Source organism: Gordonia oleivorans, assembly GCF_040044975.1.
Lineage (GTDB): Bacteria > Actinomycetota > Actinomycetes > Mycobacteriales > Mycobacteriaceae > Gordonia > Gordonia oleivorans.
Genome location: NZ_JBDZDI010000006.1, coordinates 170,552 through 193,214 on the forward strand (window position 1 = coordinate 170,552; position 22,663 = coordinate 193,214).

14 protein-coding genes and 1 pseudogene are annotated in these 22,663 nt (G+C 56.2%); 1 reads left to right on the plus strand and 14 read right to left on the minus strand.

Translation table 11 applies throughout. From position 1 onward, the window contains the following. Positions 1-4 precede the first annotated feature (4 nt). From ABLE92_RS12170 to ABLE92_RS12230, 14 genes and pseudogenes are all read right to left on the minus strand, one after another. Positions 5-1,465 carry a DUF4012 domain-containing protein gene (locus tag ABLE92_RS12170; RefSeq protein WP_348805124.1) on the minus strand — a complete coding sequence of 487 codons (1,461 nt, stop codon included), beginning with the start codon at positions 1,463-1,465 and terminating at the stop codon, positions 5-7. Positions 1,466-2,047: 582 nt separating this feature from the next. Continuing rightward, positions 2,048-2,428 (minus strand): annotated as a pseudogene (locus ABLE92_RS12175) (arsenate reductase/protein-tyrosine-phosphatase family protein); the annotation flags it as partial. A gap of 124 nt (positions 2,429-2,552) precedes the next feature. After that, positions 2,553-3,830 carry a glycosyltransferase gene (locus tag ABLE92_RS12180; RefSeq protein WP_348805021.1) on the minus strand — a complete coding sequence of 426 codons (1,278 nt, stop codon included), beginning with the start codon at positions 3,828-3,830 and terminating at the stop codon, positions 2,553-2,555. A gap of 30 nt (positions 3,831-3,860) precedes the next feature. Then, a complete protein-coding gene (locus tag ABLE92_RS12185) occupies positions 3,861-4,967 on the minus strand; it encodes a glycosyltransferase (protein WP_348805022.1) in 1,107 nt (368 codons plus the stop codon). 11 nt (positions 4,968-4,978) lie between these two features. Further along, complete coding sequence (locus ABLE92_RS12190) at positions 4,979-6,238, minus strand: glycosyltransferase (protein WP_348805023.1); 1,260 nt, start codon at positions 6,236-6,238, stop codon at positions 4,979-4,981. A gap of 120 nt (positions 6,239-6,358) precedes the next feature. Continuing rightward, positions 6,359-7,783, minus strand: a complete 1,425-nt coding sequence (locus tag ABLE92_RS12195; protein ID WP_348805024.1) for a tyrosine-protein kinase domain-containing protein — start codon at positions 7,781-7,783, stop codon at positions 6,359-6,361. A 272-nt stretch (positions 7,784-8,055) separates the two neighbouring features. Next, entirely contained in the window at positions 8,056-9,423 is a 1,368-nt protein-coding gene (locus ABLE92_RS12200; protein WP_348805025.1) for an acyltransferase family protein, read from the minus strand. A 1,553-nt stretch (positions 9,424-10,976) separates the two neighbouring features. Continuing rightward, the gene (locus ABLE92_RS26165; protein ID WP_496560793.1) at positions 10,977-11,804 is read right to left on the minus strand and encodes a nitroreductase family protein; all 828 of its coding nucleotides are present in this window, start codon (positions 11,802-11,804) and stop codon (positions 10,977-10,979) included. Positions 11,805-12,039: 235 nt separating this feature from the next. Beyond that, positions 12,040-13,398, minus strand: a complete 1,359-nt coding sequence (locus ABLE92_RS12205; protein ID WP_348805026.1) for a polysaccharide pyruvyl transferase family protein — start codon at positions 13,396-13,398, stop codon at positions 12,040-12,042. Next, positions 13,399-14,943, minus strand: coding sequence for a lipopolysaccharide biosynthesis protein (locus ABLE92_RS12210; RefSeq protein WP_348805125.1), 1,545 nt, complete (start codon positions 14,941-14,943; stop codon positions 13,399-13,401). It abuts the gene before it with no gap. A gap of 1,433 nt (positions 14,944-16,376) precedes the next feature. After that, positions 16,377-17,243, minus strand: a complete 867-nt coding sequence (locus tag ABLE92_RS12215) for a hypothetical protein (protein ID WP_348805027.1) — start codon at positions 17,241-17,243, stop codon at positions 16,377-16,379. Further along, positions 17,243-18,430, minus strand: a complete 1,188-nt coding sequence (locus tag ABLE92_RS12220; protein ID WP_348805028.1) for a Gfo/Idh/MocA family protein — start codon at positions 18,428-18,430, stop codon at positions 17,243-17,245. The genes ABLE92_RS12215 and ABLE92_RS12220 overlap by 1 nt, the downstream gene beginning before the upstream one ends. 15 nt (positions 18,431-18,445) lie before the next feature. Then, on the minus strand, positions 18,446-19,570 hold the full coding sequence (locus ABLE92_RS12225) for a DUF1972 domain-containing protein (RefSeq protein ID WP_348805029.1): 1,125 nt from the start codon (positions 19,568-19,570) through the stop codon (positions 18,446-18,448). A gap of 320 nt (positions 19,571-19,890) precedes the next feature. Then, on the minus strand, positions 19,891-21,390 hold the full coding sequence (locus ABLE92_RS12230) for a sugar transferase (protein WP_496560794.1): 1,500 nt from the start codon (positions 21,388-21,390) through the stop codon (positions 19,891-19,893). 602 nt (positions 21,391-21,992) lie between these two features. Between ABLE92_RS12230 and ABLE92_RS12235 the strand changes: the two genes are divergently transcribed. After that, positions 21,993-22,655, plus strand: coding sequence for a TetR/AcrR family transcriptional regulator (locus tag ABLE92_RS12235; RefSeq protein ID WP_348805030.1), 663 nt, complete (start codon positions 21,993-21,995; stop codon positions 22,653-22,655). The last annotated feature ends 8 nt before the right edge of the window (positions 22,656-22,663 follow it).

Consider the following 22,663-nt stretch of genomic DNA (forward strand, 5'->3'; position numbering starts at 1 on the left):
GAGCTCACCCGCCCGAGCCGCAGGCTGGCACGTCGACGGTCGGCGTGGGATTGTCCACCAGCGGCTGCACCGGCACCTGTGCCTGACCGTGCGCGGAGGTGGGCTCGGTGAGTGTGACCTCGACGGTGACCGACTCACCCGGCGGGACGCGCACCTGCGTGTAGACGACGGGGTGTCCGTTGAGCTCACCGGAGGAGCGCAGTGCGGGTTCGCCGTCGACCTTGAACGTGTCGACGGTGGCACCGCGGGTCAGGGTGAATTGCACGGTGGTCAAGGCGGTTCCGCGGGGCACTTGTGCCCCGGGGGCACCCATCGACCCGATGACGTATTCCGGGAGGGACAGGTCGTCGAGGGTGTTGGTCAGCGTGATCGACGCGGTGGACTGCCTGGTATCACCGGTGCACGCCCCGGCGGTGTAGCTGATGTCGCGGCGCAGGTAGTAGTCGATCTTGTTGCCGGCCACGTTTCCGACGGTGACATCCATGAACGGTGCCGACGAATCCGGGATCTGGTGGCCGAGATTGGTGGTCTCGAGAATCGCCTGCTCGTCCGGATGGGTGCTGTAGACCATGATGCGACGTTCGTGGACGCCACGCCCCAGAGCCTCGAGCAATGCGCCGGTATCTCCTTGCGCTTTGCTCAGTTGCGTGACCACCGCACGAGAAATGCTCTGCAGGTATGCCTTTCGTGCATCATTGTCGTTCGCGAAGCGCTGGTAGGAGGTCGAGAGCGTGATCGGAACGACGTTGTCGGCGGTGATCTTCTCGCCGTTCGCCAGCGTGACCGGGCCGGTGACCTTGAGTACGTAGCTCAGTGCGATCGGGTCGAGGGCAATGGCGCCGTCGAGCTGCTGCCCGCTCTGCGCTTTCCAGTTGGCAATCCAGATCTGTGCTGCGTCCGGGAAATTCGGGCTGATGTTGTTGTTGCGAAAGTCGGTGTAGACGTGGGTCCAGTCGTAGAGGTAGTTGAAGTCATCGCCGAGATCAATCTGTGGTCGAGGCGGGTTCTCGAGGTCGTAGTTGCGCCCCAGCTCCGGTGCTGTCACCCGGCCGTCGGTGGCGTCGAGAATGCCGAAACCGCCGAGCAGCCCACCAGTGGCACGCGATTCCGACGGTGTCTGCAGCGCAAGGAAGTAGTTGCGCGTCCCCTCACCGCCGAGCATCGACGGGACGAGTTGGGATGCCACGTGGGTCCCTTGCACGGTGGCGTTGGCGCGGTCGATGACGTCGGTGAGCTGGCTCTGGGCGTCGGCTACGGTCCCCGACCAACTCGAGTCGATGCCGGACACGCGGTTCGTGATCGACTCCGAGATGCCGGCGATTGTGGCGAGTTGGGGTTCTGCGTCGCGCAGTGCTCGGGTGTTGATGGTGTCGCCGGTACGTAGCTGTGATGGATCGAGCACCGTCGCGAGATCAGCGGAGGGTTCCAGGACCTGTGATGAGTAGTCGGCGACTGCATCGCTCATCTGTTGGACGGAATCGAGGGGCTCACCCAACCATGGGACCGCTGCGGCTACTGACCAAACAATGCCGTATGTGCGAGACGAAGCTGATTCGGCGGCATCAGTGGCTGACCTCGCCGAGCTCTTCGCCTTCTGGGTGTCGCCATTCAGCAGTGCGGTGCGCGCCTGCTGCGCCTCATCTCTAGCGGTCTCCAGGTCACCCCTGACCTTGATGACCGAGAGTGCCAGCCATGCGACTGAAAGCACAAGAAGTGCGACGACGATCCCCACTCCCAGCCACAAATTCCGGCTGCGATACCAAGGACGATTGGGGTCGTCTCCTCCACTCAAGCTCCCGTCTCCGAGCCCGTCTGCGGGTGGCGGCACGTCGCTCACCCGCTCGTTAGCACTGGGCAGGTCGGGAGCAGTCGAGACGTCTCCCGCCAACCACGCCGCAACTATGCGGGTCCGTGGTTCAATCTCAGCGAAGGCCCGTTCAAAGGCTTTCTTAGGCTGCCCCATAGGGTCGGCGATGTCTAGTCGCGGCGAATTAGTGTCGATCCGCGAACGCGACTCCATAACCACCGTCAGATCAACGTCTCCGAGTTCACGTAGCAACTCCACGAACTCAATGAGAGTGAACATCCGCCTCCACTGGGCGGGCACCATCTGCTGGCAGGCGGCGCGGTGCTGTCGAGTCATAGTCAGTATCAGGTCGGCGGATTGGACGTCCTCTGACCTGAGAAATCGCGCCTCAAACCTAGACGGATCGTATCCGTGCTCAGAGAGCGTCAGGGCCGATAACGGATGCATCGACTGTCCACTAACCGCACCAACACCCGCGCTGGCAACTGAAGCAGAGACTCCCGCTTCCTCCACCTGCCTCACGAGAGTCCGTTCAGCGATAGGCGACCGGCACAAATTGCCGGTACACACTATCAGGACTGCCGTCGGCCCGTCGCTACTCATCTCCGATACCGTCCCCATGCTCAGCGGACCGTCCCCAGACGGTATCCACCGTCCAGGGACTCTTCGCTGATCGAAAGCTCAACTCGTGTGTGCACTTTCCGAGCAGCGTCACACCCAACTCCGGCGAGTCCCTTAACATCATTCAGACCCCTGCACTCGGAGAACTCCCGAGTCCGGACCGGTCGGCGCAGCCGTAGACGGTATTGAGTCCGCTCTTATAACTGTCCAACTCGTAACGACCGATCAGGGCCTGCAACGCGTTCTCGCGGGCGGCCCTGGCCTTCTCGGGATTCAGATTCAAAGCCAACTCCACCATTGCTGCCGAAATCTCCACCGCCTCGTCAGACAAACAAAAAAAGCATTCGGACGCCGCCACGCCCTCACTCGCCACACTAGTCAAAACTAGGTTCTTCCCGCGGATCATCGCTTCAATTGTCTTGAACTTCACGCCCGCCCCAAGCCGAAGTGGAATAATCACGTTATCCACCAGCGAATAATAATCTTCCATGGACTTCACGTAACCAGTGACCTGAACCGAAGGCATCGCTGACGCCGTCCGAATGAGTCTCTCCGAAGGCCCTCCGCCTACCAAGTACAGCCGGGCGGCTGGCACTTCCCTAATAACGTCAGACCACAACTCTTTCAACAACCAGTTGGCCGCGTCATCATTCTCACTTCGGTGGAATGCTGCAAACATTCCAAAGGAAACCGATGCTGTGCACCCCTCCGACACGGCACCCTTAGCGGCCAACGAACACGCTGACTCCGACCGTTCTCTCTCGTAGCCGGAAAGTGGAGGATCAAGAATAGTCACTCGCGCACCGGGAAACCGATCGCACACGAGATCTCTGTCCTTCGCACTCAATACGACGACATCGGAAACCGACCGGAGTACAAACGACTCCTGAATTCTAACCATCCCCAGATACACGCGTCTCAATGGCTCGGGAAGAGAACTAGTACGCCGCTCAATACTCTGCGAAACTACATCGTGGACAACACCTATGCGAGCGGCACGTGGATTCAGCAAACGAACAATAGGACCCAGACTCATATACTCAAACCACTGGAACTCAACCACTTCCGCATCTTTGATCACGCGACGCAGCCGCCGACAAAAAAGACATTGAAGCAAGAAATCAACATCAGGTAGCACCGGCAACGCAACCCGTACCACAAGCGCTACAACCTTGCCGAGCACCGTTCGCCTGGCCCAGGATGATTGCACCACATTCACATCTCGGGCGCCCACCACGCCGGAACGTTCTGCAGTCCTATTGTCCGCAGAATCAGGTGCCCAAGTCGATATATCAAAATACTCAGAAAGGTGCGAATAATGCGAAACAACGAGAGCACCACCCGCATTATCGATTCCCTCATACGGAAGCTTCAGAGTTAGCGAGAGAAGTTTCCTGCCCACCCGGAGCAACCTCCATTCAAGATCATCTACCTAACCTCGATTCAGACCCATACGAGCGTCGACATCGAAGTACTCAGAAAGTGTGAGCCGCTCTTCACGCATCGGGTCCGCGAAAATGCTCCAACGCACCAACCACACCGTGAGATGCAGGTTGTACGCCAAGTAGGCCAGCGGATCTCTTAGACGCCTGGACTGCGCGACCATCACTCCGAAAAGCGGAACCGCAAGTGAAGCGCGGACGAGGGCTGCGGTTGCTATCACGGCCTTAATAGAGACAACTGAGTAGCCATCCCAGTCCCTCATAATCATCGTAGGAGCCTCCGCAAGTTCGAGGCATCTCAGCGGACGCGCGCGGTCACGAGCCGATACCCTGCTCTCTCCACCGCCGTGAATAGCGGAAATATCGCTGAACGATACCACACGTCGCCCGGCTCTTTTGGAACGCAGGCAGATCTCTTGATCTTCAAGGTACATCGGCAAGCGGGTATCAAGGCCCTCCGCGAAAATATCTCGACGTATGCACATAAGTGCCCCACTAACAATGTCGACATCGGTTTCTTCGACCTCTGCTTCGATGTTCCGGGAATCTGTACCCAAGACACGAACCAAAGCACGCGCACCGGACACGTCCGCGAACAGACGGCGCCTGTTCCACTTCCGCCTCGCACAGCCATTGTCTTGTCGCCCTTCCCCGGTCCGCAAGAATGCGCCAGCCACGCCTATATCATTGCTAGCCTGAACGCGCCGAGCCAACTCCAAAACAACTCCAGGCTCCGCAGATACGTCAGGGTTAATCAAGACGATGCGCCCAAACCGCGACCAACACGACTCAGCTCGATTGACCGCGATGTTCACGCCGTAACTGAACCCTTCGTTGTTGGGGTTCGCGATGTACATAACAGTTCCAAGATGATGATCGGCAGACGAGAGTCTTTCGATTCCGCTCCGAATCACCATGCTGCTGGAGTTATCCAGTACGACTGCGCACCGCCGGTGCTCAACCGACACCCACCCTTCTATTGTCTCCAGGATGGTAGGGAGATTGGGCTCGGAGTTATATGTGACTATTACTATAAGAGCGTCGTTGACAGCATCGATGGCTCTGACAAGTACGCCCCTCGAATCAGATAAGATCACTTCATCACCTCTCAACGATTCGCTACTTCCGCGACCGCCAATGAGTACGCCGACAGCAGCTCCCGAAGATGCTCATCATCCGAAACACGACGTTGTCGAACGGCCTTAATCAGATCTTTGGAGCCCGCTCGACCACGTTCAAGTTCAGCAACAATCGCCCCCGCCATCAACTCGGGACAATCTGGTTCGACCGCACTTCCGCTCGACTCCGAAACCATCTCCTTCAAGCCGCCGACGCTCGTGACTACTGCCGGCACCCCGTGCTGCAAGCTCTCCCGAACTGTGAATGGGCTGTTCTCGTGCCATCGAGATGGATGCACGGTCACCGCAGACCGATTCAGCAAATCCGCCAACGCGCTGGGGTCGTAACGTCCAACAAACTCGACCCCCGACAGGGAGAGACTACGCGAGAGATCACGGAGTAATGGCGCCGCCTCACCGTCACCCGCGATACACAGTTTCGCGTCCGGCCGGAGTTGCTTGACCATAGGCCATGCTCTCAGCAGAGTGTCAACGCCCTTTTCCGGTGCAAGTCGACCTATGTAGAGAACCCGCTCCGCACAGTCGCTCGCTGCCGCACGTGGTTGCTCAGCGCCCCATGGAAGATCGAAATACACAATGCGCCCACTTATGTAGGGCGCATCGAGCAGTATCGATTCCATGAAACGAGACGGAGCATGAAGAACAGACCGAGCAGAGTTCCACAGCCTATCTGCCAACGGTATCTCCGGTAGCGAAATCAAGGACGCGGAGCGGGAGCCCCTTACACACGAACGTTTGACGATGGAACGGTACCGACCCAATAGACCTTTCGAAACACAATCGACGCAAATCTCCTCGCGTTTGTCATCCCAGAGTCGCTGACTCGCGCAAACCTGTTTATACTCGTGGGCAGTTAATACTGATGGTATTCTATTTCGAGCAAGAACTCTGGCGACCGCCGGAGTCAACTGCCTGCACGTTGAATGGACATGAACGATGTCAGGCCTGAAGTTCGCCACGTGGCGCTCGAGAAGTCGCTCGACCTCGAAAGAATAGACGGAATGCAGCGCAGCCCGAGCTGCTACATGTGGCGCGCCATTGAAATCCCGTAGAGGGCTCAACACGGCACGGCCCCCGATTGCCGGCATGAGCAACTCGCCTTCTGGTGGATGCATTCCGAAGAACGATACATCCGCACCATGCCCGTCCAGTATCGCCGAAAGGGCCTCTACATATGTCTCCACGCCGCCAACATGATGAAGAAACTTATTAACAATCAGGACTCGCATCCGACTCCTAGAAAAAGATAGGGTTCGAAAACTACGGCAACGATGAATAGTATAAACGATCGGAACTAACGTAACCGCCCACTATTCACATTGGCTTAAACAGCGCATCCAAACGACGGACTAGTCCTCCTCACCGTATCGGTAGTCGTAAGTATAGCCACGACCCGCGAAGGAAACAGCGTTCAGCACAACGCCTACGACCGGGGTATGTGACGCAGAAACCTCCAAAAGAGCCGCTGACAGATCCGCCTTCTTCGTTGAACCATCCCGAACAACAAAAACAACGCCATCAACCCATTGCGCCATGACCGCTGCATCAGAAACTGGCAGTGTAGGAGACATGTCAATAACGACAAAATCGAATAGCTCTTCTAGCGAACTGACGAGTTCCTGGGCGCGATCACTACCAAGTAACTCGGACGGATTCGGCGGTCGTTCACCACTAGCGAGTACAGACAGATTTTCAAGCACCGAAGGCTGAAGTAAATCACTCAGCGGCGCATCATTTCTCAAATAGCTACTTACACCCACAGTCCCATTAATAGACAGTCGCGACGATACTGTTGGCTTACGCAAGTCAGCATCTACAAGAACGACGCGCTGACCCGATTCAGCAAGTGCAATCGCCAAGTTTATGGCAGTTGTTGTCTTACCATCGCCAGCGTGCGTACTCGTTACAAGCACGCTTCGTGGAGGGGAATCCACATTCACGAACCCCAGATTGGCTCGGAGCTTCCGATATGCCTCAGCGGGCCCCATTCCACCTCTGCTGAAATCCGCTATATTACCTGGTTCGGCGCGCTCAGCCACGGGGACCTCCGCGAGCACCGGGCAGGTACAAACCTCAGCTATATCCTTGGCCGTGCGCACGCTCGAATCCAACCGGTCGCGAACAACAACGCACGCCAATCCCACAATAGCCCCCGCGACAATTGCGACAAGGACGTTTCGTACAACCTTCGGTGATACTGGATCAGAACTGGGCGAAGCCGGACTCACGATGGTTAATCGGGCTAACGCGGGACCCCCATCGGAAGGCTTCTCGAGCGTCGACACATAGTTCACCATCGCGGCAGCGACCGCGTTCGCCAACGCACTAGCTTCAACCGGATCAGGCCTAGTGGCCGTTATGCTCAGCAGTACGGTATCCGTATCACTGACTGCAGATACCGAAGCCGCAGCATCCTCCTTCGACAACCCAATCCCAGAGATATCAAGCGCTGCAGCCACAACCGCATCCGAACGGATCAACCGTGCGTAAGACGCCACCCTCTGTTGGGACGCCAATGAACCCTGGTAGGCACTATTGGAGTCATTCTCGACGCCGGACGTTACGTAAAGCGTAGCTGTGGATTGATACTCAGGAGTCTGGGAGAAAGTGACAGCAAAGGCCGCCACACCGAAGAGTAGCGCAGCAACAACGAGCCACGCCCATCTCTGGACTATCATGCGCACAAAACTCTTGATCGACGTACCTCGATCAAGAGTTGAAGTAACCGACAGCTCAGCCGACGGGCCAGTGTCCACGTTCCGCTCGATTTCCATAAACCCGCCTTACCACGTTACCGTCACGCGAATCTCGCTCTGACCTATCACCGCGAACTTCTCGCCAAAGAATTCGCGCACACCGTGTGACTATATGACATCCACCGCGAAATCTCCATCTGGGAGAACTAAATCGGAGCCACAGAAGAACTGTCTCCACCACAAAGCCCCCTTGCGGGATCACATAGCAGATCCCGCAAGGTCAGGTCTACAGATGCGAACTCGACTCCTACCGGCAAATGAACGGCTATCCCCTAAGGGTAGGAAAGTCCTCAACTCCCGGATTTCGATACGCTTGCACGTTTCAACCTCAGGGCGGGCTTCTCCACCAAGTGATACGTTAAGGAAGATAGGGAAACTACGACAATCACTACAATCACAAATCCCTTCAGATAATCAGATAGTGAATCAGAGGAGGGAACTAGCCACCGGAGCTTCAAGCCCAGAATGATTACAGGAACGTGCCACAGGTAAATACTGTAGGAGAGTTCACCCAAATATCGAATGGGAGGCAGCTCTAGCATGCGCGAAGCAAGCACGGCAGATCCATTAGCGCTTGGCGTCGCTGCATACACAATAAGACAGCCAAAGAATAATGCCAGTCCTAGGTCGCGATATGCCGTCCGAAACAAACCGGCGGCAATTAGGAGCGAGACAGGCAAGAGAAGCACAGTCAATTGAAGCCCAGCCAAGGTCTTGGGGATCTTGCCCTCACTCTGAGCAACAAACAAGACCGCTGCTATCATACCGAAAGCGAAGAGGCTGCACCAAACGACGAAGCTTCGCGCAAGCACCGCCGTCCAACTTTGACCCCACAGGAGATACATTTGTTCGGCCTCCGACCCCGCGGAATTCAGAACGTGCTCAAGAAATACGAGGGACGAAGTGCCGACGATCAGGAACAGAACAACTGGCGCAAAGGCTACCGACATTCGTGAACCGATCAACTTGACCAAATAGATGCATGCGACCGGCATTACTACATAGAACGCAACCTCCACCCCAAGACTCCAAGACACCCCCAGGCCCGTCTTAACACCTTCAGGATAGTAGTTTTGCAAAAGTAGGAGGTTTGTAATGAAGAGGCGCCCGTCTGTGAGATACCCAGTAGAGGAAGCGAATTCTTCTCCGATATCCAAGGCACGTGTATTGACTACTCCGAGCACTAGGCCGCAAACAAGAAGGACCACCCAGTACGCCGGAAATATTCTCAGTGCTCTGTTTTCTAGGAACCTGCGAAGCCCAGGAAGCGATCGACGATTGGCTAGAGAGACGACAAAAGGGCGATACAGCAGGAAGCCCGACAAAACAAAGAACAGAGTAAGCCCAGAGCTCATTAACTTTAGCGGGTAGCCGACGGTCGCAGTGACAGCTGGTCCCGCAAGAAAATCGCTGCAATGAGCGATCAGAACGCCCATAGCTGCTATAGCCCGAAGTCCTTCAATGCCGAAGAGCCTCCGACCACTAGATGGCGATACGGGAGAAGTCAGGCCATGAACAGGGTCGTTAACCTTCGTCAGTACCCGGCGGTCCCGCCCTAGTAACGATCTAGGGAAAACTCCACTCCGTGGCTCTTTTCCCCGCCTCCCGGGCCGGCTGTTGGCCCGACCAAATCGAGCAAACTGGTACCCACGCCGCACCCTATCTCTCCAATCTGCTTAAGGCTCCAAACACCGTTGCGGTGCCCGCAGCAGAACTATTCTGCTTCCGCCCAACGTCGACACGAACCTGTTCTCGAAACTCCAACGCCGTCGAGCGACGACCGTTGCTACCAAGCGCTTCAAAGATAAAACCCAGTACAAAAGCCCACAATGGAGCTATTAAGAATTGAACGCCGCCCCAACCAGTCCAGCAAATAATTATGAAGCCAGGAACAGACGCCATAAGAGCCAGAGATATATCGCCAATCGCGTCCGTCCGATTCCGAGACTTCAAAGCTCTAAAGGCGACTGCAATATAGGGGAACAAGTACAATCCGAGACCGATAACACCGAGTTCCGCGGCGATTAGCACGTACGCATTGTGAACTAACCAACCACTAGCCGTTAGCGAATCCAAATCACCCGCGGACTCGACATATGTATTTGGTCCAGTTCCATGTAGCCATACTCTCCCTAATTGACGGAGACCTACTGCCAATAATCGGTCCCTCTGCCCACCCTCGGGATCAACCGCGAATCGGGACCCGAGCATCGGGATTAGGGCGACAATCAGAATCACGAGCACAAACCACAACACCCGCGAGTTTCGTTTCCGACCACGATGCGCGCTTCGAAGACTGCTAAACGCCAAAAATAGCACTAAGAGTACCAAAAATGCTATTGTGTTTGCTCGGCCGCCAGTTAACAACATCAAGGCACCGCTGACACCCACCGAGGCAACGGATACGGCCCTGATACTCCGATCTGGCGCCACTAGACCCGTTACCGACAGAATCGATAGCGCGAAGCCTACCTTCCCGAGTGCCGTCGGATGAAAGTAAGTGCCGTTGACACGCCACGCCATCTCCAGAGCAGTCGATCTGTCCATCGGAAATATTGAGAATCCCGATCGCTGGAGAACGCAAACGATTAATTGTATAGACTGCACGATGAGAATTGATGAATAGACCCAACGCCATTCAATGCGACCAGCTCTCACTAGTGAGAACATGCACCCACCCGCGGTCCATCCGAGCGTCGCAGTAATTATCGCTAGGTAGCCCGCCATTGGGAAATCACCGAAACCCCACGAGAAGATGGCGAGGAAACAGCAGTAGATTGTCAACGGTGTCCAAGGCCACGGAATCCGAGTTCGGATTCCACGAGAGATAGTCAGGTAGAGGACACAAATTGAGAACAGAAGCATGGCGCTGGTAACCGCGGGGCTCGACGGTGCCACGCCCACATGTCTATGCCCGGCACCGCCAAAGAGAATCACTGGAAAGGTGAAGGGGACGAAGAAGGTTATCGCAACTACCACTCTGTCGCCACCGAAGGTCAAGAATAGCACTGTAACTAGTCCAACTGCTACTGCCAACGCGGCGACCAAGAGCGCGCGGTCGGACAGAATTGTACCTATGTTCAAGACGACCCGCCCCCACCTGTTTCAAGGATCTGACCTGAAGGACTCGTCAATGCCATGCAGCGTCGTATAGACCAACCGCGCGAGCAGACACTAATTGCTTTCTTGGTGTCGACAGAGGACAGTTCAGTCATCGGAGCCTCGCTTCAAAGGTCGGCGAGCTAGCAACCCTGATTCGATCATGATATCCAATTGCGATCATCATGATCACGACCTCACTATCGTGAAGACCAGCTTCGACTCGGAGCTCGGAATCTGTCGAGGTCACGACGCTCCAATTGAGACAACACGACCCAATATGTCGGACACCAAGTGCATAGACGAGAGTCATTGCGAATAGCCCGCCGTCAACATACGCTTGGTGACGCTCACCCGCGGAGAACATGCCGCTTATCTCATGGGTCACGAGAAGTATGTGGCTAGCCCCGGAACCGAATCCAGTATTCCCGTTCTGCAGCCGGAGAATGGAGTTAGCTTTCTCTCCCCTGGGGTAAACGCGGACGAAACTACCCTGACGGTTACAGACTGTCGGCGACGAAGCTGCGATCTCGATCGAATCCTCTATGTCCTCCATACTGACAAGGCGTTCGCTGAAGTTTCGCACGCTCTCACGTGAAAGGAAAAAAGCATCTAGCTGGTCAGCAGCGATGTCTGGACGGACGCTGCATGGCTTGGTCCCCCCTGTCGACAATCTTCCGCGATGGAATACTTCGATGAAGCGCGCTTCGACCGAATTCACCCAAGCTGGTCGCGGATGAACCCTCTCAGCGTGACTTGCGTGGAACGTGAAGTACTCGTCAACCGCGCCTTCGGCCATTGCTCGTGCAAATTCCGCAAACTCATCTGTAATCCCCTCCAACTGCGACAGGCTAACGAGCATTTGCTCCAAGGTCTCTTGCCCAAACCAAGCACGAGGAGACTCAAGGGACAGCCCCTTCTCTAACCGGTGAGCTTCCATAATCAGTTGCGCAGAACATGAGCGGCTTCCGGATCTCTGGAAGCCGGAATGGAGCCGATATCTATTCCAATCCCGCGCATACTCGAGGGCGAGCCGGACTTCGCTAACTCGGCCCCGTATTGCTGGGTTCCTCAGGAGAGCTCGTTTGACACAGTTGCGCACTTTAGCTCCTGCGTAAATAGACACCCCTGGACGATCTATTCCGGCGGATGAACCGGCTTGGCCAGTATTCACGTCACACAACCGATCCCGAGAGTGAGTTGCCGACGATTGAGTACGAGAAGTTCCTCCGTGCAGCGCCCTCCGCAGCGTCTACCAGTGCACTGCTGTCTGCAATCCGAGGATCGCTGGCGTGATGGTGAAAAGCTGGCTGCAATAGCACCTCGGCCACCTTGGCACCGAACCCTACCTCAGGACGCACACTCCTAACGAGTCCTGGCATCAGCTCTTCGAGCCCTTCGACTTTACCCTGGGTGGACAAGATGATCGCGGGAACGCCACATCGCAACGCGAGAATACCCAAATGCATACGACCTGTGACGACGAAGCGCGAGCTTCTAACCAACGCTAAGGCGTCCGCAACGCTAACGCGCCGATCAACCAATTGGATACGCCGTTCGTCAACAAGATGCGATGCAACTTCCAATTGGGCCGCCACATCACTGTCCCATTGCCTATCGACATGCGGCACCAGCACGACGTCAATATCGAGAGACTCAATTATTGTATTCACCAGGTTTGAGTATTCCGGTACAGCTCCACCTCCCATACGAGCACCAATCAAACCGCTCACATTTACTATGCAATAGTTCCTCGGAATTGCGTCACACGAAAGCGTACTAATGGATGCCGCTCGGCCAACATCGATCGAGAACGCCATATCGGCAACGCGACAGATAGGGTAGATGTCTAGCGATTGCAGACGCGAATACGACGCTGGGTCGCGCACATAAAGATTTACGTTGCTCATATTGCTGACACGACGTAGCGCTTTAGTGACATTCTTCGGTGCACCACTTGACCAGCTGAATCCCAGAAGCGCGACCGGAACTCCTCGTCGCGCTGACGCATTAAGAATGCTAAGCCGGCTTACCGAACCTGACGGTGAGTATATCCCGTCCACCATGTCCGCACCCACTACTCCAATATCCGTAGCATGTTTTACAGCGCGCGCGAATCTATATGTGTGGACCAACCGCGAAATCGCCCCTGATACTCCGAATCCTGGGATAGAATATCCAACCACGATTCGCGACTCCGATGAAGCGGAATCCGTGATCCCCGCAAATCGGCTCGCATCCTGACAGATCAGCAGCACATCTTGCGTCGTTGAGAGATTATCTAGAAAGGCGCAGAGCATAGCCTCGTCTCCCGTATTCCCTCCAGCCGAGAAGAGCACAACGACGGAGTACGGACGCTCTCGGCACGTTACCGGCCGGGCCCCGACCAATCGCGAAGCAGCGGCGAGGATCACTGCATCTATCGTGAAGCAGTAATTCACATAGTAGTCAGAATCATAGAATCTGGCCAAACGCGTCCGGGCGATACTTACGAGATTCTTGGCGCTCATGCGCGTGACGCGACGTATTCGCATCTAGTTACCTAGCCTTCTCATCGAGAGCCTATTCAGAATACGTATTGCAGTTCTTCGGTATAGAGCAATCATGATAATGGACCATGTTGCGAACCATATGGTCGCACCACTGCCCCACCCCACCAATTCTCCAACTCCCAGCCTTTCCAGTAGAATTCGCGCGAGTAACGAGAACGTTGACGCGACGCTACCGACTACAATGAGCTTCAGCCCAGCCATCATGTGTGCAATGGCGTCTATTCTGTCGTCGCTCGCCAACCAGGCACAACACAAGGGCCACGACACGAACACAACTACAGCTTGGGCTGCTGCTGCGCCAACGCCTCCGTACGTAACCGCGCCAAGAATAACCGCAACGATCAGAGCCGACTTCGTAACTACGTTGTAGCGCAGTAGAGAGGCCGTGCGGTTCAGGATGAGGAACATCCAATAGTAGCCGTAAGTTAGCGATTGGAAGCATCCGGCTATGCACAACAACTGCAATATAATAATTGACGGTCCCCATTGGTTGCCAAGCAAAGCCTGAACCAGCGGTTCGGCGAATGTGGCGCCAAATATAAATGTAGATACCCCGAATATTGCCGAAATTTCGGCGATTCTACCAGTTTCGAACTTGTAGACTTGCTTGTCGTGAACCTTCGCCATACGCGAAACGATGAGATTGGTAAGTGGAAAATAGACTTGATTGCTTGGAATAGTTGATATCTGTTGGGCTCTCGTGTAATAGCCTAGTACAGTCGCTGTCTCTAGTCGCCCCATCACGATGGTTGCAGCGTTTGACGCGACGTATCCAAGTACTTGTGAGGCACCTAGGTTGAGGCCAAACTTCACCAGATGGCCAATCCCTTGACCTTTCCGATACCATCCAGGGAACCAGTGAGCGAGCCCTACACGCAATACTAGCTGAGCACCAGAGGTAGCGAGCTGCATGCCAACCAGCGACCATACTCCGGCGCCTAGTACGGCCATCGCGATTCCGACTGACGTACCTACAAGCTGAGCCGCCACATCAGCCCCCGCGAGCTGATTGAACCTAAAGTCACGTGCCAGCTTTGCTTGAAACTGGGTCTGTAGTCCATTCAGAAGGAAGACGAGAGACAGCACGGCGACAATACCAACCATCTGTGGCTGCCGAAATGCTAGCGCGACTAGAGGGGCAAGGGCCGCTACAGATACGCATAGTATTCCACCAAGAACTGTATTCAGCCAGAATAAATTCGAGTGCTGCGCGGCTGTTAATTCCTTTGCCTGAATCGCCGCAGTAGACAAACCGAAATCTCTGAATAGTTCGGCGATCCCAATTACGGAAACAGCGAGCGCAACTAATCCGAAATCAGCTGGGGTGAGGAGTCGGCCAAGCACGGCCATATTGACCGTCAGCAAGGCTAGCTTCATTGCTTGGGCCAAGATAGTCGATGCGGCTGCACGGATAGTCGTGTTTCGATCTGGCGGCGCACTTGAAGGTCGAGCTGAATCGATGAGGGGTATCGCAGTGTCTTCCGTATATCGCTGTTGGGACGGACCTTGTGTAGTTCTACCCCGCATTGTGAACCCACTCTGGATCCGGGACGGACGCTGGATCAACGATGTAGCGGACTATCGGAAGTCCAACGACTGCGACGGCGGCGGCAACTTGTAGTAAGGCAGGCACCGTTAGCGAGATGCTTATCCTGGAGCGAAATGGTACGGACGGATTTCTCCTGTACTTATAGAGAAGGACGACCAAAAGCGGAAAACACACAAGTAGCGGTATCTCGCGATACTTGAGCAAGGCCATGGAAGAGGCGCTCGACACTACGATCGACGCATAAATAGAAACACCTATAATCCAGGCTGAGTGCGAACCGCCGTTAGCGTGTATCGTGTTTAGCAGTAGAAACACGGCCACTCCACCGAGAAATGCCAAGGTTACTATAGCTGGTGACCTATTCCCCAACGATCCCGAGTGCTCCGCGATCTTCCACAGCCAGCCTCCCATCCGATCCGGGTAGGTATACGTACTCGTCCAAATCAGTGCCGGGGTTGAGCACATAGCTCCACTAAGCAATGCAAATTGCATTGCTCTCGGCGACCATTGTTGCCAGATATAGATAACCAAGGGTGCCGCGAAGAAGAACCAAAGCGAGAATCCCACTGGGATACCCAGCGGCTCCGGTCCGCTTCCATTTGCAACTCGCGCAGACGGCGGCGTGAAACCGCCCCACTTTGTGAAGAGTATCGCGAGGACAGCGATCGTAGGAGTGGCACCGAATATGATGATCCGCGGACGTTCCGCCCGCGAAGGCGAGGCGATTACTGCCGCAACCGCGTATGTTAGAAGTAGCCATACTGCTGTCTGGCGTACTGAGCACGCCAATGCGATAAGCAATCCAATTGCTAGGATATTTTTCAAATCGAATCGCTTGGTGTCAGCCAGCCTATGGATCAATCCGAGAGCAACCGTGGAAAGCGCAAGAGTCAGCGCGTCTGTGGTCATCCAGAGTGTGCTCTCAAGCACATATACACTTGAAACGACCACGAGAACGGCAAGCAGTCGCGCCGATCGCGGAAGTGACCTCGCTATCCAAAGCACTGAACCTACGACAGCAGCCCAGCACACGGACCCGACTATGAACTGCGTCCACATCATACTTAGATCAGTCGCCCACGCTACGAAAGAAGCGAGCAGGTGATAAGTGGGTCCCGTAGCGGTGTTCAGGTCAAAGATTTCGGGTGCTGGTAACTGTCGTGCTAGTGATTCTGTGGTTGGCCAGTGAAATATACTCTGATCGAACCAACCTGCCGTCACGTGGATCGGCCAGAACGAAACGAATCCGACGAGGACGGCGCCAACCGCTGAAATCAGCGCCCATTCGACGTAGTAGGTACTGTTCGTGTACGCAGACGCATTGGTCGATTTAGAGACCGATCTGAGCTTGCGATTCATCACTACCCCGCCTGGCCGGATGTGCGGCACAGACCACCACGTCGCTCAACCATCAGGATGCCCACACACTCGTAGCGATTTCTCTTGTAGAACGGATATTGTGTCCTGAAGAGGCCCCAAAGACGAAGGAATCGATACCCTGCAACTTCAGCCAGTCCAGTGCCTCGGATGGCGACAGGGCTCCAGATGCGAAGACAGACATCGCGATCGCCCGGAACTCGTGAGTGGCAATTGCCTGCTCATACGCATCGAGTCCACCTGACATCCGAAATCCGATTTTGTTGATGTTTGAGCATACTATTGGGTTCTCAATACCTACGGTGTCTAAGGTCTCCAGACACAACGGGAGGTTCATGGTGATGAATCCGGGCTCCGCTCTGTATTTCGATTTAACGTGATCCGCAAAAATTGCGAATGCGTCCTTGAACCCAAGTCCGAGGAGGAGATCCACCACCACGTTCTGAAGGAAGATCACCGGCGTTGGAAATCCATCGAACATCTTCATCTCAGCATCAATGAGAAGTGTAGTTATTCCCTCGATATCCTTGGTAGCAAGGGACCTGGTCCCACGCAGCGCGGCATCGAACAGCCCGCTGTCCGGAAGAAACTTCTTGATGGCGCCGAGCATCCCGTCTTCGGTCATCGCGTTGGCGTACTTATGGGCGTAGGGCATGCACGGGTAGAACGTCTGCTTGCTCCATGCGTCGGGTTCCTGTTTCATCCGCTCGATGACGTCACCGATCCGTGCGTGGGTGGTGCACATGAATGTGGTGATGCCGTTGTCGTAGGCGCTGCGCAATACCGTCATGATTTCATCGAGGTCCTGGAACTTCATGGCCTGGGCCCGAGCCTTTTCCTCGGACATATGGTTGACGCCAAAGAACTGGTTGTCGCCAAACAGGATTCGATCCATCTTCATCACTTCCTCTTCGCGGACCAGGTGCGCGCCATCTGCACATACTCGTGGGCAGCCCTGCTCGCAGCGCGAGCCAGATCGCCGGCAACGGCTCTCACCTCGCGCCCAGGTCGTTCCACACTCAGCTGAGGAGTTGCGCGCGGCGCCGCCCGGTCGGAATCGATGGGGGTCCGGTCCGTCCGGCACGCGTCCTCGACGATGGATGCCAAGCACCTGTCGGTACCTGCTGCGCTCGGGAAGTCGTTGGTTCCGTCGACCTGCCCAGCCTTGATCCGGGCAGCGAAGGCGTCTATTTGCGCTGAGTATTCCTCGCCACGCAGATAGAAATCGACGGGTTCGGTGAGCTCGGTTGTGTACTTGACATTCCACCCGGTCTCGTACCCGTGCGGCGCCGCAGCGGTGTCACGCAGATACACCTGGATCTCCTGCCTGTCCGCCATGATCCGACCTTCGGTTCCCCAGAGAGTCACTTTTGTGGTCATCTTCCGTTGTGACTCATCGGACCAGTTCACGCTTACCTGGCACGTCGTCCCCGAATCCCATGACAACGTCGAATGCACCTGGTCGTCTGTCTCACGCGAGAACATCGCTCCGAGAACAGAACCGCTCACTGAGTTAGGCACTCCCATGTACCAGGCGACAAGGTCGATTGGATGGGCTGCATAATCATAAAGACATCCACCGCCCTCGGCCTTGTTGCTTCGCCAGGTTCCGCCCTTCGGTTTCAGCACCACCGGTCCGTAGGATTCCGCGAGCACATGTGTCACCCTTCCGATCGCTTCGGTCTCCAGCAACCGCTTGACTTCGCGGAAGGCGCCCACAAAACGGTTGTGATATCCGACTTGCGTCACCAACCCTCGAGCGGTTGCGAGCGCCGCCAGTTCTTCCGATTCAATTGGGTTTAGGCAAAATGGCTTTTCGCAAAAAACGTGGATACCCTTCTCAAGACTCTTACGGACCATCGGACCGTGGAGGCGCGACGGCGTAGCGATAAGTACCGCATCGAGGTCGGCCGTTTCGAGCATCTCGTCGAAATCCGTATACGGGGTGTAACTGCAGTACTTCGACAGAACATCCAGGAGGTAGGTGTTTGCATCGCAAATCCCAGCGATCTCGAAGTCGGTATGTGCCCCGACAATAGCTAGATGGGAGATACCCATCTTTCCCAACCCAACTAAGCCGATTCTCATTGGATTCACTTCTCTCTATCGTCGCCCGGGTCGCTTGACGTACCGTCTCAGGACCTCTTCATACTGCCCTGCAACGTGTTCCCACGTGAATTCTTCATTGTGCCTCTTCGTAGCAGCTGCACTCAGGTGTGCCGCCAGGTTCGGATCGTCGATGATGCGAGTTAGGTGCTCGTCAACACCGGCTGCGTCGTCGAAGTAGAGCGCCGCGTCGCCCGCCACCCACCGGTTATAAGCGTTGTCTTGCGCAATCACCGGGTTTCCAGCGGCGAGAGCCTCCACCAACGACGGATTCGTTCCCCCTACCGTGTGCCCGTGGAGATAGCCCAACGCATTGAAGCGAATTTGCTGAACCACGTCGGGCTCATAGATGCCGCCCGGGAACCTCACGCGGTCATTTGCTGCGTTCATGACTGCAGCGTGGTAATCGTCGTTAGCTGGGTCGTAGTTTCCCAGGACAACAAGATCAACATCCCTGCGGCGCCGGGTAAAACCCTGCACGATCTCAAGAATCGAGTTTTCTGGAATAGGTCGGGCGATAAGAGTTAAGTACTTTCCGGGAGTCAGATCGTACGTTGCGCAGGCTGCGTCACCAACTTCCCCCACTGGGTGGGCACCATACGTGATTGTCTCGATCTTCCGATCGGGCGCCCGAGTTAATAGGTACGTTCGGATGTCTGGGTGATCGGCAATAAGTGTGTTGCCGACGTGGCACGCTATGCGCTCATTGACATAGAGGATCGCTTGGCGGAACTTCCCCCACCTCGCACGCGACCATTCAATGCCATCCATGTTTATCACGTTGGGCACTTTATTCAGACGCTGCCATGTGTTGAAGATCGCGGTGTTGTACCCGAACGTGAGGCACACGTCGTTGAAGTGCGTGGCATGTTTAATTGACAGCAGGTCGAATCGCGAAGTACCGACCCAACCGTTATTGGGTATTGGGATGTTAACACGCTCGATCCCTTCCCAGACATCTTCGTAGAGGTTCCCGACGCCTTCTATCTGGCAATACACAATGACTCGCCATCCACGAGTCACCAAGTGCCTGGCGACGTTCTCAGCTGCGGTTTCGAATCCGCCATAGTTGGCGGGTACACCGTGCGTTCCGAGAATCCGGACTGTTGGTTGGTCACCCATGATAGGCTCTGCCGTTCCCTTGCTAGATGCCACTTACTTAGTTGGCGCGTCGCCACCTTGACGTCGTTGCTTCGTTCAGATACAGGCCAATCGTGCTCCCCAGCCTTCGGAGGTGTGTACGTACCTGTCACCGGATATGGAACGGGCGCGTGGCGGTTTTGCTGTGGGATCGGATAAGTGGCGGGCAGAGTTTGCCGATATGCGGCCCTCTTCAACTTCACTGCCATTAGAATCAAAATCACCATTGCATATTATTGACAATCTCGTCGGAGCCAGAGCTAGCCTGACACATCTTTCAGCTTGGGGATTTGAACTGCCAGTCAGTACGCACCGTCCCTCGCCACTACCGCCCGCGTCGTGCGCCATAAGATAACGATGTCCTGCATGATCGACCAGTTCTCCACGTACGAAAGATCTAGCCGCACCGACTCCTCCCAACTCAGATCCGAGCGTCCTGAGACCTGCCACAATCCGGTGATGCCCGGCTTGACGAGCATGCGGCGGGCCACCCTACCGTCGTACTGCTCCACTTCGGCCGGCAGCGGTGGTCGCGGGCCAACCAAGCTCATGCTTCCGCCCATTACGTTGAAGAGTTGGGGAAGCTCGTCAAGGCTGTACCGCCGAATGAATCTGCCCACTCGGGTGACGCGTGGGTCCTCCCGCAACTTGAACAGGACACCGGCCCCCTCGTCGAGGTCGGCTAGTTCCTCGCGGATCTGGTCGGCGTCCTGGACCATCGATCGGAATTTCCACATGAGGAAGGGAGTGTTGTTCACACCGATCCGAGTAGCTCTGTAGAAGATTGGCCCCTTGGAATCTAGCTTCACTGCCAACGCGACCATGAACATCACCGGAGACACCGCCAGCAGCGACAACGTTGCACCGATACGGTCGACCGCCGCCTTACGGAACCGATTAGCGCCGTCGTAGCGCGGTTTGTCGATGTGGAGCAGCGGCAGACCTGCTACCGGACGCACCAGCATCCGCGGGCCAGCGACGTCCGTGACTCCGGGAGAGACGAGCATCTCGACATTCATGCCCTCGAGATCCCACGAAAGGTCCTGCATCGCCTGGTGTCCGAGGGCTTCGGTGCTTGTCACCGCAACAGTGGTAGCACCGGTGTGGATGACCGCATCCCGAACGTCATCAAAGTCGCCGAACACGGGGATCATGCGGTCGCCAACCCGAAGTTCCTCGGGCGTACCGCGTCGGCTGGGTGGCAGACATACGCCTGCGACGTCGTAACCGAGAGACGGATCGGCGATGAAACGCTCGACCAAGGGCTTCGATGCTCGCACACCGCCGACAACAAGCAGTGTGTTCAGATGGCGAGCTCGCTGACGCTGCCGGCTCAATCGACGACGCCAGCCCCACCGCTCGAGTAGGAGCCCGACAGTCCCCAGCGGGAGCGCGATCAACAAAAATCCGCGCGCTATGTTGAGCCGGAACAGCAGGTCGAGCATGGCCAGCACACCGAACACCGACAGACAAGCGGTGACCACTCGGCTGTACTCCTCGGGACCCGACCCAATCACGCGTCGATCGAGCGTCTGAAACGCGCGGAGGGCAAGCAGCCAGGCGACGATCAGGACGGCCGACACGATGAGCGCCGGGGCACCGAACTTGCCGTTGGGTTGCAGCGGATCGTCAGAACCGAACCGGACCAGCTGTGCGGTGGCCACGGCGGCGGCGACGATCAGAGCATCACTCACTGCGAGGGTCGTCAGGTAGGAGTGCACCCAGCTAGTGCTGGGTTTGGCGACCTCATCCACTGCGTGCAGTGGATGAGCATCACGAAAATCGTCACGATCTGCGGTCACAACTTCCCCCGAAGAGTTACACCGATGAAGCCTGCAGCATACATGGGCACCGACCTCTCGTCCGTGTGCGCAGGCACACCCCCACCTGCACTAGCCAAAGCCCCCGTGAACACCGCAAAATACGATTGAGTCCTGACCGAGTTCTGCTTACTCGGACGTGTACGAAAAGAACTGTAAACCGACAGGCGCGATCGCACAATTCGAAGTTGTCTCGCTGATGTCGTCCCCAGAACAAGGGACAGACTGGCTTTCGGAAGCAGGAACTATCACGTAAAGCCCTGTACACCACTGCATCTCATCGTTGACCGGGAGTCTCGGGACAATCAGTGGCCACGATCAGTCGTCCTCATCTTTCCCACAAATCAACATGGTGGAAACATTCGAGGGTTCACCCAGACAACTAATTCACCCGAACAGATGACGAACCCACCAGAGACATTGTCAATGCTGCAGAATTCAACCGATTTCTATTGACGATCGTTAATGGTGCAAATCACATGAACGGGCACAGCGATGTGAGGCGCGTCGCGTCCGTAGTTCATGGTGGTTCACCGACCATCCTCAAGTGGCGATCTTGGCGCCGATCAGCAAAGCTGATCATCGTGTCAGTACAGCAACCGCCACGGCGCACCCAGATCGTGGATGCAGCGATCAGCATCCTGGAACGTGGCGGCGTCGAGGCACTCAACATGCGGGCGCTGGCCGCCGAACTGAACATGGGGCCGATGTCGCTGTACTACTACGTCCCCAACAAATCGGCGCTGCTGTCGATGGTGGTGGACGAGACCGGTCAGCGGATCGTCTGGCCCGAGTACACCGGTTCTATTCGCGATCGATTGGTCGCCCAAGTCCTCGATATTCACCAGCGGCTGTCGGAGATCTCCTGGATGGGCGCACTGCTACGTACCAGCGGAACGAATGGTGCACCGCCGTCGGTGCTCACCGAGTCGTTCATCGCGAGTGCCACCGAGTCGGGGGCCTCCGTCACGGATGCTTACGGCGTGTGGCGTGCCTGTTGGGCGGTGGTGTCGTCGGAGTTGCGCTGGAGCGACGTCGATCCGTCCGCCCAGGTCGCCACGAACCTGGCGAGTGACACCACCGCTGGTGCAGCCGCCGCGGTGGTGACATCCGTTCCGATATGGGCACAGTTCGGGCCCACGTTCGCGTTGACGACACACATTGCGGCACTAGTCGACAGTGCGTTCAGCATTCGGGATCGAGAGCGTGGTGGAGCCGGCGCGGCGGACGCGTCGTCGGCCCCGTAGGGGTGCGG

Excerpts from the sequence above, each read along its gene's own strand:
- ABLE92_RS12220 (WP_348805028.1), bottom strand. The coding sequence starts at position 18,430 with ATGAGAATCGGCTTAGTTGGGTTGGGAAAGATGGGTATCTCCCATCTA.
- ABLE92_RS12215 (WP_348805027.1), bottom strand. The coding sequence starts at position 17,243 with ATGAAGATGGATCGAATCCTGTTTGGCGACAACCAGTTCTTTGGCGTC.
- ABLE92_RS12225 (WP_348805029.1), bottom strand. The coding sequence starts at position 19,570 with ATGGGTGACCAACCAACAGTCCGGATTCTCGGAACGCACGGTGTACCC.
- ABLE92_RS12190 (WP_348805023.1), bottom strand. The coding sequence starts at position 6,238 with ATGCGAGTCCTGATTGTTAATAAGTTTCTTCATCATGTTGGCGGCGTG.
- ABLE92_RS12205 (WP_348805026.1), bottom strand. The coding sequence starts at position 13,398 with ATGCGAATACGTCGCGTCACGCGCATGAGCGCCAAGAATCTCGTAAGT.
- ABLE92_RS26165 (WP_496560793.1), bottom strand. The coding sequence starts at position 11,804 with ATGGAAGCTCACCGGTTAGAGAAGGGGCTGTCCCTTGAGTCTCCTCGT.
- ABLE92_RS12210 (WP_348805125.1), bottom strand. The coding sequence starts at position 14,943 with ATGCGGGGTAGAACTACACAAGGTCCGTCCCAACAGCGATATACGGAA.
- ABLE92_RS12195 (WP_348805024.1), bottom strand. The coding sequence starts at position 7,783 with ATGGAAATCGAGCGGAACGTGGACACTGGCCCGTCGGCTGAGCTGTCG.
- ABLE92_RS12170 (WP_348805124.1), bottom strand. The coding sequence starts at position 1,465 with ATGAGCGATGCAGTCGCCGACTACTCATCACAGGTCCTGGAACCCTCC.